Source organism: Burkholderia cenocepacia, from assembly GCF_900446215.1.
GTDB lineage: Bacteria > Pseudomonadota > Gammaproteobacteria > Burkholderiales > Burkholderiaceae > Burkholderia > Burkholderia cenocepacia.
Genome location: NZ_UAQZ01000012.1, coordinates 458,999 through 476,546 on the forward strand (window position 1 = coordinate 458,999; position 17,548 = coordinate 476,546).

Annotated in this window: 17 protein-coding genes; 8 read left to right on the forward strand and 9 right to left on the reverse strand. The window is 67.6% G+C overall.

Features of this window, described 5'->3' with window-relative positions:
* Positions 1–27 precede the first annotated feature (27 nt).
* Together recN and DTA15_RS19500 are read right to left on the reverse strand one after the other, a co-directional pair.
* Positions 28–1,677, reverse strand: a complete 1,650-nt coding sequence (recN, locus tag DTA15_RS19495) for a DNA repair protein RecN (RefSeq protein WP_006484926.1) — start codon at positions 1,675–1,677, stop codon at positions 28–30.
* 19 nt (positions 1,678–1,696) lie between these two features.
* Positions 1,697–2,599 carry an NAD kinase gene (locus DTA15_RS19500; RefSeq protein ID WP_006492558.1) on the reverse strand — a complete coding sequence of 301 codons (903 nt, stop codon included), beginning with the start codon at positions 2,597–2,599 and terminating at the stop codon, positions 1,697–1,699.
* A 131-nt stretch (positions 2,600–2,730) separates the two neighbouring features.
* On the opposite strand from DTA15_RS19500, the gene hrcA reads away from it, so the two are divergent.
* The 3 genes from hrcA to DTA15_RS19515 all read left to right on the forward strand — a co-directional run bounded on the left by hrcA (position 2,731) and on the right by DTA15_RS19515 (position 5,383).
* A complete protein-coding gene (hrcA, locus tag DTA15_RS19505; RefSeq protein ID WP_006484956.1) occupies positions 2,731–3,753 on the forward strand; it encodes a heat-inducible transcriptional repressor HrcA in 1,023 nt (340 codons plus the stop codon).
* A 155-nt stretch (positions 3,754–3,908) separates the two neighbouring features.
* Positions 3,909–4,973 carry a ferrochelatase gene (hemH, locus tag DTA15_RS19510; protein ID WP_006484983.1) on the forward strand — a complete coding sequence of 355 codons (1,065 nt, stop codon included), beginning with the start codon at positions 3,909–3,911 and terminating at the stop codon, positions 4,971–4,973.
* A gap of 2 nt (positions 4,974–4,975) precedes the next feature.
* Positions 4,976–5,383, forward strand: coding sequence for an RNA-binding S4 domain-containing protein (locus DTA15_RS19515; protein WP_006484997.1), 408 nt, complete (start codon positions 4,976–4,978; stop codon positions 5,381–5,383).
* Here the strand turns inward: DTA15_RS19515 and DTA15_RS38630 are convergent.
* On the reverse strand, positions 5,355–5,516 hold the full coding sequence (locus tag DTA15_RS38630) for a hypothetical protein (RefSeq protein ID WP_006476841.1): 162 nt from the start codon (positions 5,514–5,516) through the stop codon (positions 5,355–5,357). The genes DTA15_RS19515 and DTA15_RS38630 overlap by 29 nt on opposite strands.
* A 352-nt stretch (positions 5,517–5,868) precedes the next feature.
* Here DTA15_RS38630 and grpE point away from each other — a divergent pair, with 352 nt between their 5' ends.
* From grpE to DTA15_RS19545, 5 genes are all read left to right on the forward strand, one after another.
* Positions 5,869–6,414, forward strand: a complete 546-nt coding sequence (gene grpE, locus DTA15_RS19525) for a nucleotide exchange factor GrpE (RefSeq protein ID WP_006484988.1) — start codon at positions 5,869–5,871, stop codon at positions 6,412–6,414.
* Between the two features lie 10 nt (positions 6,415–6,424).
* The gene (locus DTA15_RS19530) at positions 6,425–6,868 is read left to right on the forward strand and encodes a thioredoxin family protein (RefSeq protein ID WP_006484982.1); all 444 of its coding nucleotides are present in this window, start codon (positions 6,425–6,427) and stop codon (positions 6,866–6,868) included.
* A 148-nt stretch (positions 6,869–7,016) separates the two neighbouring features.
* Positions 7,017–8,969 carry a molecular chaperone DnaK gene (gene dnaK / locus DTA15_RS19535; protein ID WP_006484920.1) on the forward strand — a complete coding sequence of 651 codons (1,953 nt, stop codon included), beginning with the start codon at positions 7,017–7,019 and terminating at the stop codon, positions 8,967–8,969.
* Positions 8,970–9,222: 253 nt separating this feature from the next.
* The gene (dnaJ, locus tag DTA15_RS19540) at positions 9,223–10,359 is read left to right on the forward strand and encodes a molecular chaperone DnaJ (RefSeq protein WP_006476837.1); all 1,137 of its coding nucleotides are present in this window, start codon (positions 9,223–9,225) and stop codon (positions 10,357–10,359) included.
* 3 nt (positions 10,360–10,362) lie between these two features.
* Positions 10,363–12,285: an aminodeoxychorismate synthase component I gene (locus DTA15_RS19545; RefSeq protein ID WP_006484970.1), complete on the forward strand. Its 1,923-nt coding sequence runs from the start codon at positions 10,363–10,365 to the stop codon at positions 12,283–12,285.
* Positions 12,286–12,395: 110 nt separating this feature from the next.
* Here the strand turns inward: DTA15_RS19545 and panB are convergent, their stop codons facing one another.
* The 6 genes from panB to hda are packed head-to-tail and all read right to left on the reverse strand — an operon-like array spanning position 12,396 to position 17,495.
* Complete coding sequence (gene panB, locus DTA15_RS19550; RefSeq protein ID WP_006485002.1) at positions 12,396–13,211, reverse strand: 3-methyl-2-oxobutanoate hydroxymethyltransferase; 816 nt, start codon at positions 13,209–13,211, stop codon at positions 12,396–12,398.
* 43 nt (positions 13,212–13,254) lie between these two features.
* A complete protein-coding gene (locus tag DTA15_RS19555; protein ID WP_006484932.1) occupies positions 13,255–13,941 on the reverse strand; it encodes a deoxynucleoside kinase in 687 nt (228 codons plus the stop codon).
* Positions 13,938–14,480, reverse strand: coding sequence for a 2-amino-4-hydroxy-6-hydroxymethyldihydropteridine diphosphokinase (folK, locus tag DTA15_RS19560; protein ID WP_006476832.1), 543 nt, complete (start codon positions 14,478–14,480; stop codon positions 13,938–13,940). The genes DTA15_RS19555 and folK overlap by 4 nt, the downstream gene beginning before the upstream one ends.
* A gap of 35 nt (positions 14,481–14,515) precedes the next feature.
* A complete protein-coding gene (gene pcnB, locus DTA15_RS19565) occupies positions 14,516–16,066 on the reverse strand; it encodes a polynucleotide adenylyltransferase PcnB (RefSeq protein WP_006484964.1) in 1,551 nt (516 codons plus the stop codon).
* 5 nt (positions 16,067–16,071) lie between these two features.
* Complete coding sequence (locus DTA15_RS19570; RefSeq protein ID WP_006484935.1) at positions 16,072–16,749, reverse strand: histidinol-phosphatase; 678 nt, start codon at positions 16,747–16,749, stop codon at positions 16,072–16,074.
* Between the two features lie 11 nt (positions 16,750–16,760).
* The gene (hda, locus tag DTA15_RS19575; protein WP_006484992.1) at positions 16,761–17,495 is read right to left on the reverse strand and encodes a DnaA regulatory inactivator Hda; all 735 of its coding nucleotides are present in this window, start codon (positions 17,493–17,495) and stop codon (positions 16,761–16,763) included.
* Between the last annotated feature and the right edge of the window lie 53 nt (positions 17,496–17,548).

Below are 17,548 nucleotides of genomic sequence, written 5' to 3' on the forward strand. Positions count from 1 at the left end.
CTTGCGCGGGACGGCTCCCGCCTCGCATCAGGCCGCCAGCATTTCCTTCGCGTGCTTGCGTGTGGTGGCCGTGATTTCGAGCCCGCCGAGCATCCGCGCGACTTCCTCGATCCGGTTCGCGCGGTCGAGTGCAACAACGGTCGATACCGTGCCGCCGCGCTCGTCGGCGCCCTTCGCCACCTGGAAATGATGGTCGCCGCGCGCGGCGACCTGCGGCAGGTGCGTCACGCACAACACCTGGCGGTCGCGCCCGAGCTGGTGCAGCAGGCGGCCGACCACTTCGGCGACGCCGCCGCCGATCCCCGTGTCGACTTCGTCGAAGATCAGCGTCGGCGTCGGGCTCGCCGCGCTGGCGATCACCGCGAGCGCGAGGCTGATCCGCGCGAGCTCGCCGCCCGACGCGACCTTCGCGAGCGGCCGCAGCGGCACGCCCGGGTGCCCGGCCACGCGGAATTCGACCTGTTCGAGCCCGTGCGGGCCGCCGTCGGCGAGCGGCACGAGCGCGACCTCGAAGCTTCCGCCCGCCATCGACAGTTCCTGCATGCCGGCCGTGACGGCCGTGCCGAGCGCCTTCGCGGCCTGCGCGCGCGCTTTCGACAGGCGTTTGGCGTCGGCGAGATAGGCTTCCCGCGCCTTCGCCTGCGCGGCCTCGAGCGCGCCGAGATCGGCGGCCGCGTCGAGCGCGGCGAGCTGCGCGCGGCGCGCCGCATGCTCTTCGTGCAGCGTATCGGGCGGCAGCCGGAACTTGCGGGCGGTCGAGTGCAGCGCGTCGAGCCGCGCTTCGACCTGCGCGAGCCGCTCCGGGTCGAGATCGACGCGCTGCGCGTAGTGCGACAGCGAATAGACGGCTTCCTGCAACTGGATCTCGGCCGGCTCCAGCGACGCGAGCGCATCGCCGAGCGCGGTGTCGTAGTCGGCCAGGCTGCGCAGCTTCGACACGATCGCGCCGAGCTGCGCGAGCATCGCGTCGTCGGACTCGGACAGCGCGTTGAGCGCGCCGCGCACGCCTTCGATCAGGTTCGCCGAATGCGACAGGCGCTTGTGTTCGTTGCTGACTTCGTCCCATTCGCCGGCTTGCGGCGCGAGCTTGTCGAGCTCGGCGAGCTGCCACGCGAGCTTTTCGCGTTCGAGCTGCAATTCGCGCTCGTGCGCCTTCGCGGCGTCGATCGCCTGCGTCGCGTCGCGCCACACGCGCCATGCGCGCGCGACGTTCGCGGCATCGGCGACGAGCCCCGCATGCGTGTCGAACAGCTCGCGCTGCGCGTCGGGCCGCATCAGCAGCTGGTGCGCGTGCTGGCCGTGGATGTCGACGAGCATCTCGCCGAGCTCGCGCAGTTGCGCGAGCGTCGCGCTGGTGCCGTTGATGAACGCGCGCGAGCGGCCGTTCGCGTCGATCACGCGGCGCAGCATCACGGTGTCCTCGGCGTCGAACGCGTGTTCGTCGAGCCAGCGCGCGACGCGGTCGTGCGGCGTGAATTCGGCCGTGATGTCGGCGCGGCCGCAACCGGTGCGCACGACGCTCGCGTCGGCGCGTTCGCCGAGCGCGAGGGCGAGGGCGTCGATCAGGATCGATTTGCCGGCGCCGGTTTCGCCGGAAAAGACGGAAAAGCCGCTGTCGAATTCGAGATCGAGCGCGGCGACGATGACGAAGTCGCGGATCGAGAGGTGGCGGAGCATGGTGTCGGGAGCAGCGGCGTCAGGACGCCTTGTCGTCTTCGTTCGATGCGTGTTCGTTCCAGTGCAGCTTCTTGCGCAGCGTCGTGTAGTAGCTGTAGCCGATCGGGTGCAGGAACGGCACCGTGTGCTTCGAGCGGCGCACCTCGATCGTATCGTTCAGTTCGAGCGACGTGAACGACTGCATGTCGAAGTTCACGTTGACGTCGCGGCCGCCGACGATCTGGATCGCGATCTTCGAATCGTCGGGCAGCACGATCGGCCGGTTCGACAGCGCGTGCGGCGCGATCGGCACGAGCACGATGCCCGCCAGCTGCGGATGGAGGATCGGGCCGGCCGACGACAGCGCATACGCGGTCGAGCCAGTGGGCGTCGCGACGATCAGCCCGTCCGAGCGCTGGTTGTACATGTAGCGGCCGTCGACCGACGCGCGCAGCTCGACCATCCCGGAGAAGCCGCTGCGGTTCACGACGACGTCGTTGAAGGCGAGCGCGTGGTAGATCGGTTCGCCGTCGCGCACGATCCGCGCCTCGAGCAGCGAGCGCTCCTCGCGCTCGAACTTGCCGGCCAGCATCACGGGGACGAGCGCCTGCATGTCGGATGCCGCGATGTCGGTGATGAAGCCGAGCCGCCCGTGGTTGATCCCGATCAGCGGTGTCCGGTACGGCGCGAGCTGGCGGCCGATGCCGAGCATCGTGCCGTCGCCGCCGAGCACGATCGCCACGTCCGCTCGCGCCCCGATTTCGGCCGGGGTGAGCGCCGGGTAGCCGGCGATGCCGATTTCCCGCGCGGTATCGCCTTCGAAGACGACCTCGAAGCCGAGCGTGGCGATGCTGTCCGCCAGCGTGGCGAGCGGCTCGGCGATGCCGGGCGTGTTGCTCCGGCCGACGAGCGCGACAGTATTGAACTGATTACCGGTTTTCATGCCGGCATTACACCATAGCTCGTTGACGAAAAGAACCGGCTGTGCGCCGACGGGGCCGGATCGGGCCGGCCCGCGCAACGGTGGCGGACGGTACTCGCCGCGGTCGCGCGGTTGCGCTAAAATTTTCCACCATGCTAGATCCTCGCGCACGAACCCTCCTGAAAACCCTGATCGAACGGTATATCGCCGACGGTCAGCCAGTCGGATCGCGCACGTTGTCCCGTTACTCCGGGCTCGAGCTGAGCCCGGCGACGATCCGCAACGTGATGTCCGACCTGGAGGAGCTCGGCCTCGTGTCGAGCCCGCACACGTCGGCCGGCCGCATTCCGACGCCGCGCGGCTACCGGCTGTTCGTCGATACGATGCTGACGGTCGAGGCGCCGATCGACGCCGAGGCCGTCGCGCGCCAGGTGCAGAACACGCTGCAGGCCGGCGAGCCGCAGCAGCGGGTGGTCGCGGCCGCCGCGAGCGTGCTGTCGAACCTGTCGCAGTTCGCGGGCGTCGTGCTGACGCCGCGCCGCAGCCACGTGTTCAAGCAGATCGAGTTCATGCGCCTGTCCGACAAGCGCATCCTGCTGATCATCGTCACGCCCGAGGGCGACGTGCAGAACCGCATGCTCGCGACGCCGCGCGACTATTCGCCGTCGCAGCTGACCGAGGCGTCCAACTACATCAATGCGCATTTCGCCGGCCTGTCGTTCGACGAGGTGCGCCGCCGCCTGCGCGACGAGATCGACCAGTTGCGCGGCGACATGACGACGCTGATGCACGCGGCCGTGACGGCCAGCACCGAGGTGCCCGACACCGAGGACACCGTGCTGATTTCCGGCGAGCGCAACCTGCTCGAAGTGGCGGACCTTTCGTCCGACATGGCGCGGCTGCGCAAGCTGTTCGACGTATTCGACCAAAAGACGGGCCTCCTGCAACTGCTCGACGTATCGAGCCACGCCCAGGGCGTGCAGATCTTCATCGGCGGCGAATCGACGCTCGTGCCGATCGAGGAAATGAGCGTCGTGACCGCACCATACGAGGTGAACGGCAAGATCGTCGGCACGCTCGGCGTGATCGGCCCGACCCGCATGGCGTACAACCGCGTGATACCGATCGTCGACATCACCGCGCGCCTGCTGTCGCTCACGCTGAGCCAGCAATAACCCGCGATCGCCGGCGATTGCAGGCAATCACCGTCTCGATCCCGCCCCGCTATCGTGCCGCGGCGCCGCTCGCGGCGACAGTCGGCCGAACGGCATGGGGCGGCCCGCTATAATTGAGGGCCGTCCGGTCCCGTGCCCCGAGCACGTTCTTGCCCATGCGTTTCGATCTTGAGCCGCCTTCGAGCGTCGCGGCCGCCCACCGCATCGGTGTGCTGCTGATCAATCTCGGCACGCCCGACGCGCCCACGCCGCGCGCGGTGCGGCGCTATCTGGCCGAATTCCTGTCGGATCCGCGGGTCGTCGAAATCCCGCAGGCCGTCTGGCAGGTGCTGCTGCGCACGCTGATCCTGCCGCTGCGCGGCCGCGCGTCCGCGAAGAAGTACGCGGCCGTCTGGATGCCCGAGGGTTCGCCGCTGCGCGTGTACACCGAGCGCCAGACCGACAGCGTGCGGCATCTGCTCACGTCGAACGGCTATCACGTGACGGTCGACTACGCGATGCGCTACGGCAGCCCGAACATTTCGCACGCGCTTGCCCAGTTCAAGCGCGCGGGCGTCGAGCGCGTGCTGTTGATGCCGATGTATCCGCAATACTCGGCGTCGACCACGGCCACCGCATTCGATGCCGCGTTCGACGCGCTCGCGCGCATGCGCAATCAGCCGGAAGTGCGCACGGTGCGGCACTATGCCGACCATCCGGCCTATATCCACGCGCTGGCCGAGCAGGTGCGCCAGTACTGGGCGCAGCACGGCCGGCCCGATTTCGCGGCCGGCGACAAGCTGGTGCTGAGCTTCCACGGCGTGCCGAAGCGCACGCTCGACCTCGGCGATCCGTATCACGACCAGTGCCAGCAGACGGGCGCGTTGCTGATGGCCGCGCTCGGGCTGTCGACCACCGAGTGCCGCGTCACGTTCCAGTCGCGCTTCGGCAAGGCCGAATGGCTGCAGCCGTACACCGCGCCGACGCTGCGCGAATTCGGCGAGGCCGGCGTGCGGCGGGCCGACGTGTTCTGTCCCGGCTTCACGGCCGATTGCCTGGAGACGATCGAGGAAATCGGCATGGAAGTGCGCGACGAGTTCCTTGCGGGCGGCGGCAAGACCTTCCACCGCATTCCGTGCCTGAACGGCGCGTCCGCATGGATCGGCGCGCTCGGTGAAATCGTCGCGGAGAATCTGCAGGGCTGGCCCGTCAAGGCTGCGCAGCCCGAACCGGTCAACTGATCATGAACTACAAGATTTCCACCGAGCCGGGCGCGAAGCTGCGCATCGACAAATGGCTGTGGGCGGCCCGGTTCTTCAAGACGCGCTCGCTCGCGACCGACGCGGTCGACAAGGGCCACGTGAAGATCGGCGGCGCGGCGGTCAAGCCGGCGAAGGACGTGCGGGTGGGCGACGAGGTCGAGATTGCGATCGACGGCATCGTCTGGCACATTGCCGTGCTGGGCGTATGCGACGTGCGCGGGCCCGCGAGCGTCGCGCAGACGCTCTACGAGGAAACGGAAGCGGGGCGGGCCGCGCGGCTCGCCGAACTGGAGCGGCGCCGCACGTATCGCGAGCCGGCGGCCGAACTGCACGGCCGGCCGACGAAGCGCGACCGGCGCATCATCGACAGATTTTCTGGTGGGAGCTGAACATCTGGTCGAACGTCGCCCGCGCGCTTCCGTACTCGGTCGTGCGGTCGGTGACGGCTCCCGACAGGCATATGGTGGTGGTGCCGGCAATGAGTACCAGCGCGACCACCGATATCGCAAAGGTCAGTTTCACGGTACTCCCCTCGAGAACAAGGGTGAAAACGGCGCCAGGTGGATGTCAGGCGGCGGTCAGCTCAGGGTAAACACGCTTTCCGACGCTTGAATGGAGTGTAGTGCAGCCGGCCTGTGCGGAGCTAGTCCTTGCCGGGTAAGCGTTGTTACAGGCCGTTTCGCCCGATCCGGCGGACTATGCGACGCCTGCACCGGAAAATGCGCGGTTGTTTCGCGGCATTGGCGAATGCCGGCGAATGACCCTCTTGAAATCGCAGTTTTCGCCCTTATTTGCACCAGTAATGTGCGGTGCCGCCGGGTATACGTCCGGCGGTTGCCGATTTGGCTTCAACCTCTAATCGACTTTCAGCGACATGGAAAACACGCAAGAGAACCCGGCTACCCCATCGGCCGAAGACATCGGCAGCGAGAAGCAGGCGGCGCAAGGCGCCGCACCCGCCGCCGAAGCCGCCGACGCGGCGCTCGCGGAGGCTCAAGCCAAGGTCGCCGAGCTTCAGGAAAGCTTCCTGCGGGCGAAGGCCGAGACCGAGAACGTGCGCCGCCGCGCGCAGGACGACGTGTCGAAGGCGCACAAGTTCGCGATCGAGAGCTTCGCGGAACACCTGCTGCCCGTGCTGGACAGCCTGGAAGCGGCCGTCAGCGATACCTCCGGCGACATCGCGAAGGTGCGCGAAGGCGTCGAGCTGACGCTGCGCCAGTTGACGAGCGCGCTCGAGAAGGGCCGCGTCGTCGCGATCAACCCGGTCGGCGAGAAGTTCGATCCGCACCAGCACCAGGCCATTTCGATGGTGCCGGCCGAGCAGGAGCCGAACACCGTCGTCACCGTGCTGCAAAAGGGTTACATGATCGCCGACCGCGTGCTGCGCCCGGCGCTCGTCACCGTCGCGCAGTCGAAGTAAGGCAGCGGAAATGGTGCCCGCCGGCGTCGATCCGGCCGCGTTCGACGCGTTCGACATGCAGGCGCTCGACGCCGGCACGTTCGACGCGGCCATCGATGGCGCGGGCGAAGCGCTGGCGGTGGTGTTCTTCTGGGGCGTCGACTGCTTCAACTGCGAGATCGCGAAGAAGGCGATGCTCGCGCAGCCCGATGCCATCCGTGCGCTCCGCCTGAAGTGGTTCCATTGCAACGTGTACGAACATCGCGAGCTGGGGCGCCGCTTCGGGCTGCACGGCGTGCCGACGTGGTTCTTCTTCCACCGCGGCAAGCGGCTCGGTCGCGCGACGGGCTGGCATGGCCTCGCGCAGTTCCAGGCAGCCGTCGCGGCGGCACGCGCGAAGATCGCCGCGGCGGCCGGTGCGCCGGCCGGCGACGGCACCGATGGCCCACACGATCCGCTAGCCGGCGGCGATTGAAAAAATTTAATATCCGCATCGCTCGTCCGGTCTTGAAAACGGATCGGACGGACGCATTTCGGGAACAGAGTTGAATTCTGGCGTGCGAAACCGCCCAAAAACGCGGCGTTTCGCGCAGCAAACAAGCATTTCTGGAGATTAGGAAAAAATGGGAAAGATCATCGGTATTGACCTCGGCACCACGAACTCGTGCGTCGCCATCATGGAAGGCAACCAGGTCAAGGTCATCGAGAACTCGGAAGGTGCGCGCACCACGCCGTCGATCATCGCGTACATGGACGACAACGAAGTGCTCGTCGGCGCGCCGGCCAAGCGCCAGTCGGTGACCAACCCGAAGAACACGCTGTTCGCGGTGAAGCGCCTGATCGGCCGCCGCTTCGAAGAGAAGGAAGTCCAGAAGGACATCGGCCTGATGCCGTACTCGATCATCAAGGCCGACAACGGCGACGCATGGGTCGAAGCGCACGGCGAAAAGCTCGCGCCGCCGCAGGTCTCGGCCGAAGTGCTGCGCAAGATGAAGAAGACCGCCGAAGACTACCTCGGCGAGCCGGTCACGGAAGCCGTGATCACGGTGCCGGCGTACTTCAACGACAGCCAGCGCCAGGCGACCAAGGACGCCGGCCGCATCGCGGGCCTCGAAGTCAAGCGGATCATCAACGAGCCGACCGCGGCGGCGCTCGCGTTCGGCCTCGACAAGGCCGAGAAGGGCGACCGCAAGATCGCCGTGTATGACCTCGGCGGCGGTACGTTCGACGTGTCGATCATCGAGATCGCGGACGTCGACGGCGAAATGCAGTTCGAAGTGCTGTCGACCAACGGCGACACGTTCCTCGGCGGCGAAGACTTCGACCAGCGCATCATCGATTACATCATCGGCGAGTTCAAGAAGGAGCAGGGCGTCGACCTGTCGAAGGACGTGCTCGCGCTGCAGCGCCTGAAGGAAGCCGCCGAAAAGGCGAAGATCGAGCTGTCGTCGGGCCAGCAGACCGAAATCAACCTGCCGTACATCACGGCGGACGCGTCGGGCCCGAAGCACTTGAACCTGAAGATCACCCGCGCGAAGCTGGAAGCGCTGGTGGAGGATCTCGTCGAGCGCACGATCGAACCGTGCCGTATCGCGATCAAGGACGCAGGCGTCAAGGTGTCGGACATCGACGACGTGATCCTGGTCGGCGGCCAGACGCGCATGCCGAAGGTCATGGAGAAGGTGAAGGAGTTCTTCGGCAAGGATCCGCGCCGTGACGTGAACCCGGACGAAGCCGTCGCGGTCGGCGCGGCAATCCAGGGCCAGGTGCTGTCGGGCGACCGCAAGGACGTGCTGCTGCTCGACGTGACCCCGCTGTCGCTCGGTATCGAGACGCTCGGCGGCGTGATGACGAAGATGATCAACAAGAACACGACGATCCCGACGAAGCACGCCCAGGTGTACTCGACGGCGGACGACAACCAGGGCGCCGTGACGATCAAGGTGTTCCAGGGCGAACGCGAAATGGCAGCGGGCAACAAGCTGCTCGGCGAGTTCAACCTCGAAGGCATCCCGCCGGCACCGCGCGGCGTGCCGCAGATCGAAGTGACCTTCGACATCGACGCGAACGGCATCCTGCACGTCGGCGCGAAGGACAAGGCGACCGGCAAGGAAAACAAGATCACGATCAAGGCGAACTCGGGCCTGTCCGAGGCTGAAATCGACCAGATGATCAAGGACGCGGAAGCGAACGCAGCGGAAGATCACAAGCTGCGCGAGCTGGCCGATTCGCGCAACCAGGGCGACGCGCTGGTGCACAGCACGAAGAAGGCGCTGACCGAGTACGGCGACAAGCTGGACGCGGGCGAGAAGGAAGCGATCGAAGCCGCGCTGAAGTCGCTCGAGGACGTGTTGAAGGACACGTCGGCCGACAAGGCGGCGATCGACGCGAAGGTCGAGGAGCTCGGCAAGGTCTCGCAGAAGCTCGGCGAGAAGATGTACGCCGACATGCAGGCCCAGCAGGCAGGTGCCGCCGGCGCGGCCGGTGCAGCGGAAGGCGCGGCCCATGCGGGCGGTGCGCAACAGGCTGCCGACGACGTCGTCGACGCCGAGTTCAAGGAAGTGAAGAAGGACTGAGCCGGGTTGCAATGGCACCGTACGCCGCGCGCGAAACGCGCGCGGCGCGGCTGACAAGCGGTCTGTCTTTCCTTCCGGATGGCCGGATCGACTCCACGCCTGGCGGGCCTTGCGGCCCTCCGGGCACATTTGTTTTTTGGCGGGTGCTGCGCGAGCCGTCCGCGGACGGTGCAGCGCCAGACGAGTCGAGAGACTTTACTGCGGGCGAAAGGAGCCGCCGCGTGCGCGATGCGTGGCGGCACAGTGAATCGATATGGCGAAACGGGATTACTACGAGGTTCTGGGCGTCGCGAAGAATGCGAGCGACGACGAAATCAAGAAGGCATATCGCAAGCTTGCGATGAAGTATCACCCTGACCGCAATCCGGACAGCAAGGATGCGGAAGAGCATTTCAAGGAGGCGAAGGAAGCCTATGAAATGCTGTCGGACGGCCAGAAGCGGGCGGCGTACGACCAGTACGGCCACGCGGGCGTCGATCCGAACATGGGCGGTGCGGGCGCACAGGGCTTCGGCGGCTTCGCGGATGCCTTCGGCGACATCTTCGGCGACATCTTCGGCCAGGCCGCGGGTGGCGCCGCGCGCGGCGGCCGCGGCGGCCCGCAGGTGTATCGCGGCGCCGACCTGCGCTACAGCATGGAAATCACGCTCGAGCAGGCCGCGCACGGCTACGACACGCAGATCCGCGTGCCGAGCTGGGTGTCGTGCGAAGTCTGTCACGGGTCGGGGGCGAAGCCCGGCACGAAGCCGGAAACCTGCCCGACCTGTCACGGCCAAGGCACGGTGCGCATGTCGCAGGGCTTCTTCAGCATCCAGCAGACCTGCCCGAAGTGCCACGGCACGGGTACCTACATCCCCGAGCCGTGCGCGCATTGCCACGGGTCGGGCAAGGTGAAGGAAACCAAGACGCTCGAAGTGAAGATCCCGGCCGGGATCGACGACGGGATGCGGATCCGTTCGGCCGGCAACGGCGAGCCGGGCATCAACGGCGGGCCGCCGGGCGACCTGTACGTCGAGATCCACATCAAGCCGCACTCGGTGTTCGAGCGCGACGGCGACGATCTCCATTGCCAGATGCCGATCCCGTTCACGACCGCCGCGCTCGGCGGCGAGATCGAGGTGCCGACGCTGGCCGGCCGTGCGTCGTTCCCGGTGCCGGAAGGCACGCAGTCGGGCAAGACGTTCCGCCTGCGCGGCAAGGGCATCAAGGGGCTGCGCTCGAGCATTGCGGGCGATCTGTACGTGCACGTGCAGGTCGAGACGCCCGTGAAGCTGACCGACCAGCAGCGCGATCTGCTCAAGCAGTTCGAGAAGTCGCTGGCCGAGGGCGGCGCGCGTCACAGCCCGCAGAGCAAGAGCTGGTTCGACCGTGTGAAGAGCTTCTTCGAGTAAAGCATGACTGAAGGCAACGAGAGCGCGTCGTTCGCGCTCTTGGACGATTGCGACTCGACCGCGTCCGCGCGGTCGAGTCGTTTGTATTCGGGCTTCGTGCGCGAACGCGTGTGCACGGACCCGGCGCAGCTCGACGCGGTCGATGCGGCGCTCGCGCAGGATCTGCGCGACGGGCTGCATGCGGTCGTCGTCGGCGATTACGCATTCGGACGCAACCTGCAACGGGCGCAGCCGGGCGATGCCCCGCTGCGCTTTTTGCTGTATGCGCGCTGCGAGCGGCTGTCGCGCGACGAAGTCGATGCGTGGCTCGCGCAGCAGGACGGCGGCGGCACGCCGTCGATCGCCGGTGTCGCGCATGTCGCGAAGAGTGTGTCGCGCGATGCGTTCGACGCGGCGATCGCCGCGGTGCACGACGCGTTGCGCGCAGGCGATTCGTATCAGGTCAATTACACGTACCGGCTGAATTTCGACGTGTTCGGCACGCCGCTCGCGCTGTACCGGCGGCTGCGCGCGCGTCAGCCGGTGCGCTACGGCGCGCTGATCGCGCTGCCGGGCGGCGCATGGGTCGTATCGTGCTCGCCCGAACTGTTCGTCGAGAAGCACGGCGACGTGCTGCGTGCGCGGCCGATGAAGGGCACCGCGCCGCGCTCGGCCGATCCACGTGAAGACACGGCGGCCGCCGCGTTCCTCGCGAGCGATCCGAAGAACCGTGCGGAAAACGTGATGATCGTCGACCTGTTGCGCAACGACGTGTCGCGGATCGCGCGCACGGGCACCGTCAAGGTGCCGGCGCTGTTCTCCGCCGAGCCTTATGCGTCGGTGTGGCAGATGACGTCGACGGTCGAAGCCGGCTGGCGCGACGGCACGACGTTCGCGCAGATGCTGCGCGCGCTGTTTCCGTGTGGGTCGATCACCGGTGCGCCGAAGTACAAGACGATGCAGCTGATCGACACGATCGAGTCGACGCCGCGCGGGCTCTATACGGGCGCGATCGGCTGGCTCGATGCGCCGCAGGACGAGGCCGCGCCGACAGGTGCTGCAGCGCCCGACGGCGCGCCCGGTTGCGGCGATTTCTGCCTGTCGGTCGCGATCCGGACGCTGACGCTCGAGGCGGTCGCAGCCGATGCCGTCGCGACGAGCGCCACGCGCGACGCGGCAACGGCGATTGCCGGCCGGCGGCGTGGCACGATGGGCGTCGGCGCGGGCATCGTGCTCGACAGCGTCGCGGCCGACGAATATGCGGAGTGCGAGTTGAAAGCGCGATTCCTGACGGATGCCGATCCCGGCTTCCAGCTGTTCGAAACGACGGCCGCCACGCGGGCGGACGGCATCCGCCACCTCGATCGTCATCTTGCGCGGCTGCAGCGAAGCGCCGATGCGTTCGGCTTCCGCTTCGACGCCGACGCGTTGCGTCGCGAGATCGATGCACGCTGCGCGGCGCTCGACGGCAACGGCGCGTACCGGATGAAGCTCGCGCTGGCGAAGGACGGCACGATCGAGATCGTCGCCGCGCCGCTCAAGCCGCTGCCGGCGGGGCCGGTCGGCGCGATGCTCGCGTCGGCCCACGGCTTCGCGCCGACCCGCGCGAGCGATGCGCTGCTGCTGCACAAGACCACGCGCCGCGCCGAATACGACCGCGCGTGGCAGGCGGCGGAGGCGCTCGGCGGGTTCGACATGCTGTTCGTCAACGAGCGCGGCGAGGTGACGGAAGGCGGGCGCTCGAACCTGTTCGTGAAGCTCGATGGCCAGTGGGTGACGCCGCCGCTGGCGTCCGGCGTGCTGCCGGGCGTGATGCGCGGCGTGCTGCTCGACGATCCCGCATTCGGAGCGGTCGAGCGCGTCGTGACCTGCGATGATCTGGCGCGCGCGCAGGGGCTGCTGCTGACCAATGCACTGCGCGGTGCGCTCGACGCGGTGCTGAAGTAACGACGCGACGGGCGGGCGCTGGAGCCGCGAGCCGGTCGTCCATGCCGCACGCAAAAAAAGCGCGGCGCCCCGCAAAGGGCGCCGCGCTTTTTTACATCCGGGCTTCTACGTCAGAACGAGTGTTCGGGGCCGGGGAACGACCGATCCTTCACCGCGCGCACGTAGGCTTCGACGGCCGCCTGAATGTTCGGCTGCCCCTGCATGAAATCCTTCACGAAACGCGGCCGCTTGCCGGGGAACACGCCGAGCATGTCGTGCAGCACGAGCACCTGCCCCGAGCAGTCGACGCCCGCGCCGATGCCGATCGTCGGAATCTTCAGCATGTGCGTGACTTCGGACGCGACGAGCGTCGGCACGGCTTCGAGCACGACGAGTTGCGCGCCGGCATCCTCGATCGCGCGCGCATCGCGCAGCAGCTGCGCGGCGCCGGCTTCGGTCTTGCCCTGGACCTTGAAGCCGCCGAACGCATGCACCGATTGCGGCGTGAGGCCGAGGTGCGCGCAGACGGGCACCGAGCGCTCGACGAGGAAGCGGATCGTATCGGCGAGCCATTCGCCGCCTTCGAGCTTGACCATCTGCGCGCCGGCGCGCATCAGCTTGACTGCATTCGCGAACGCCTCGGCCGGCGTGCCGTACGTGCCGAACGGCAGATCGGCGACGACGAGCGCGCGCGGCTGGGCCCGCGCGACGCACGCGGTGTGGTACGCGATGTCGTCGAGCGACACCGGCAGCGTGGTCGTGTGGCCCTGCAGCACGTTGCCGAGCGAATCGCCGATCAGCAGCACGTCGGTGCCGGCGCGATCGAGCAGCGCGGAGAAGCTCGCGTCGTAGCAGGTGAGCATCGCGATCTTCTCGCCGGCGTCGCGCATTGCCTGCAGCTTGGGTACCGTCACGGCAGGCCGGCTCGATTCCTGGAGATAGGTCATGGGAAATCCGGGTCGATGGGTGAAGAGCGACAGGCGGGACGCGTCAGCGCGTCGTCTCGCCCTTGACGAAGAATTCCTTGCGGCCGCGCATCGTTTCGATGCGCTCGACCAGCAGGGCGAGATCTTCGGGGGAATCCAGCGGGTTCAGGTGTTCGGCTGCGACCGTCAGCACCGGCGTGCGGTCGTAGTGGTAGAAGAATTCGTTGTACGCGTCGACGAGCGAGCGCAGGTACGCGTCGCTGATCTGCAATTCCATCGGCAGCCCGCGCTTCTGGATGCGCGAGAACAGCACTTCGGGGCTCGCCTGCAGATAGACGACGAGATCGGGCGACGGCGCCTGCGGCACGTCGACGTGCGTGGCGACCGAGCGGTACAACTGCCACTCGTCTTCCGGCAGGTTCAGCCGCGCGAAGATGTCGTTCTTCTGCGGCATGAAATCGGCGATGACGGGGCGGCCCGTGTCGAGCGCGCCGATCAACTCGCGCGCCTGCTGCGCGCGCTGCAGCGCGAACGACAGCTGGACCGGCAGCGCGTAGCGCGCGGTGTCGCGGTAGAAGCGTTCGAGGAACGGGTTGTCCTGCGGGCGCTCGAGCAGCGTCTGCATCGACCAGCGCTCGCCGAGCAGGCGCGCGAGCGTCGTCTTGCCGACGCCGATCGGGCCTTCGATCACGAGATAGCGGTGTGGGGCGCGCAGGTCGGGCGCGGTGACGGTCAGCGGAGTGGCGTTCATCGGCAGCGGGTCTTGTCGGCGTCTTCGCCGGCAGCGAGCGCCTTTTGCATCAGGCACTGGCAGGTCTGCACCTTTTCGACGCGCTGATCCGCGACGGCGGCGAGAAAGGCGTCGGCCCGGCCGCGCGCGGGGATGTCGAGCGCCGGCTCGATCTCGACGAGCGGCACGAGCGCGAACGCGCGGTCGGTAAGGCGCGGGTGCGGGACGATCAGGTCGGGCTCGTCGATCGAATCGGCGCCGAACAGCAGGATGTCGAGGTCGAGCGTGCGCGGCGCATTGCGATACGGGCGCTCGCGGCCGAAGTGATGTTCGATCTTCTGGCAGAGCGCGAGCAGCTCGCGAGCCGACAGCGTCGTGTCGAGCTTGACGACGCAGTTGTAGTAATCGTCGCCGCCCGCTTCGAAGGGCGCCGTGCGATACAGGCTCGATTTGCCGAGGATCGAGATGGTGCGCTGCTGCGCGAGGCACACCACCGCGTCCTTCAGGGTCTGGCGCGCATCGCCGAGATTCGCCCCCAGTCCGATATATGCAACCGTCATGGCATCACTTCCTACGTCGTTCGCCGGCGCGCGCGTCAGTCGTCGGAACCGCTCGCGGTATCGCCTGCGGTATCCGGTGCCTGCTCGGCGGCACCTTCACCCGGCTTGCGGTTGCGCGCCCCGCCGCGGCGCCGCCGCTTGCGGGGCGATTTTTCCTTCGAGCCGCCCTGCGTGAGCAATGCCTCGCGAGCGGCCGCGTCGCCTTCGATGAAATCCGTCCACCACTGTCCGACTTCCGCATCGAGCTCGCCGGATTCGCAGCGTAACAGGAGGAAATCATACCCCGCTCTAAACCTTTGGTGTTCCAGCAGCCGCATCGCGCTGCGGCCCGAGCGTTTCTCGAGGCGCAGCTGCAGGCCCCAGATCTCGCGCATGTCGGCCGAGTAGCGCTTGTGGATCGCGAGCTTCTCGGTCTGCATGTCGAGCACGTCGTCCATCGCGCGATGGAGCGCCGGCACCGGGATCTCGCCCGCGGCGGTGTATTGCTCGAAGCGCTGGCGCATGTCGTGCCACAGCAGCGTCGCGAACAGGAAGCCCGGCGACACCGGCTTGCCGGCGCGCACGCGCGCGTCGGTGTTGTTCAGCGCGAGCGTGATGAACTTCTCGCCCTGCGGCTGTTCCAGCACGACGTCGAGCAGCGGCAGCAGCCCGTGGTGCAGCCCTTCCTTGCGCAGCCGCTGCAGGCACGCGAGCGCGTGGCCCGACAGCAGCAGCTTCAGCATTTCGTCGAACAGGCGCGCGGCCGGCACGTTGTTGATCAGGTCGGCGAGCGCGTGGATCGGCTCGCGCGTATGCGGTTCGATCTCGAAGCCGAGCTTCGCCGCGAAGCGCACGACGCGCAGCATCCGCACCGGATCCTCGCGGAAGCGCGTGGCCGGATCGCCGATCATCCGCAACAGGCGGGCGCGCACGTCGGCCATCCCGTCGTGGTAGTCGAGCACCGTCTGCGTCGACGGGTCGTAGTACATCGCGTTGATCGTGAAGTCGCGGCGCGCGGCGTCCTCGTGCTGCTCGCCCCACACGTTGTCGCGCAGCACGCGGCCGCTCGCGTCGACCGCGTGCGTGCGGCGATCGAGTTCGTCGCGCTTCAGGCGCTTCGGCGGTTCGGCCGTGGCCGCCTCGGGCGGCGCGTCGACCAGCGCGCGGAACGTCGACACCTCGATCAGTTCCTGGCCGAACTGCACGTGCACGATCTGGAAGCGGCGGCCGATCAGGCGCGCGCGGCGGAACAGGCGCTGCACCTCGGTCGGCGTCGCGTCGGTCGCGACGTCGAAGTCCTTCGGCGCGATGCCGAGCAGCAGGTCGCGCACGGCGCCGCCGACGATGAACGCGCGAAAGCCCGCCTGCTGCAGCGTGTCGGTCACGCGCACCGCGTTCTTCGAAATCAGCGCCGGGTTGATGCCGTGCACGCTGGCCGGCACGACGGTCGGCTCATGGTTGCTGCGCGGTTTCTTCGCGCCGCCGCCGCGGGCGCCCTTCGGAGTGCGCGGGGCAGCAGGGGCCGCTGCGTCGGCCGGGGCAGCGGCGGGAGGCGTTTGCTCGGTTTCGTCCTGGCCGAGCAGCTTGCGGATGAATTTTTTGATCACGACGTTCAGAAGAGATCGAGGATACGCCAGCCGCGGTTGCTTGCATGCGCGCGCAGCGTGTCGTCAGGGTTGGTCGCGATCGGGTCGGTGACTTTCTCGAGCAACGGGATGTCGTTGTGCGAGTCGCTGTAGAAGTAGCTGTGTTCGAAGTCGTCCCAGTGCTTGCCGAGCGACGCGAGCCACGCTTCGGTCCGCACGATCTTGCCTTCGCGATAGCTCGGCGTGCCGGTCGGGCGGCCCGTGTACGGGGAATCGGGGTGGCCGTCGGTCGTCTCGACCTCGCAGGCGATCAGCGTGTCGACGCCGAACGCGGTCGCGATCGGGCGCGTGATGAATTCGTTGGTCGCCGTCACGACGCAGCAGAGGTCGCCCGCATCGAGGTGCCGGCGCACGAGTTCGAGCGCGGCGGGCGTCATCGCGGGCCGGATCACCTCGTGCATGTACTGCTCGTGCCATTGCGCGAGCTGCGCGCGCGAATACTTCGCGAGCGGCGTGAGCATCGCGCACAGGTACGCGTGGATATCGAGCTGGCCGGCCTTGTAGTCGGCGAAGAACTGGTCGTTCTGACGCGAGAAGCTTTCCGCGTCGACGATGCCGAGCTTCACCATGAAGCGACCCCATTCGTGGTCGCTATCGGTCGGGATCAGCGTGTGATCGAGGTCAAAGAGTGCCAGATTAGTCATGGAAGCGCATTTTACTCGAAGCGGTTCGGGCCCGTGCCCGGTGGTGTGATGTCGTCGCCGGGACGCGCGAGCATCCGGCGCAGCAGCGGCAGCGTGACCGCGCGTTTCTGCTCGAGCGAGAAGCGGTCGAGCGCGTCGAGCAAGGCCATCAGGCTCGGCATGTCGCGGCGGAAATGGGTCAGCAGGTACGCGGCGATGTCGTCGGTCAGCGCGATCCCGCGCTCCTTCGCCGCGAGCTTGAGCACGGCGATCTTGCCGGCGTCGGAAGGCGGCGACAGGTGGAACACGAGCCCCCAGCCGAGGCGCGTGCGGAGATCCTCGCGCACGTCGAGCGCGAGCGGCGCCGCGGGGCCCGCCGCGACGAACGCGCTCGACGGGTGCGCGCGCACTTCGTTGAACAGGTTGAACAGCGCGACCTGCTGCGTGTCGCTCATCCGGTCGCAGTCGTCGATCGCGTAGATGCCGATGCGCGGGTCGAACGTGAACGCGCCGAGCGGGCTCTGCGGCGTCAGGTAGCGCGCATAGCCGTACGACGCGTCGCTCACGAGCGCCTGCAGCAGATGGGTGCGGCCGCAGCCGGGCTCGCCCCAGATGTAGAACGACCGGTCCGGCACGGGGCCCGCCGCGAGCGCGAGGTCGAGCTTCTGCAGGCGCGAGATGAGCTCGTCGTTCTCCTCGTTCATGATGAAGTTGTCGAACGTGGCGGGCGGCGGCGTGCCGAGATCGAGCGTCAGTTGACGAGACACAACAGTCACAATGCGGGTCGGTTGAAAAAACGCGCGCCGTACGCCGGGCACGC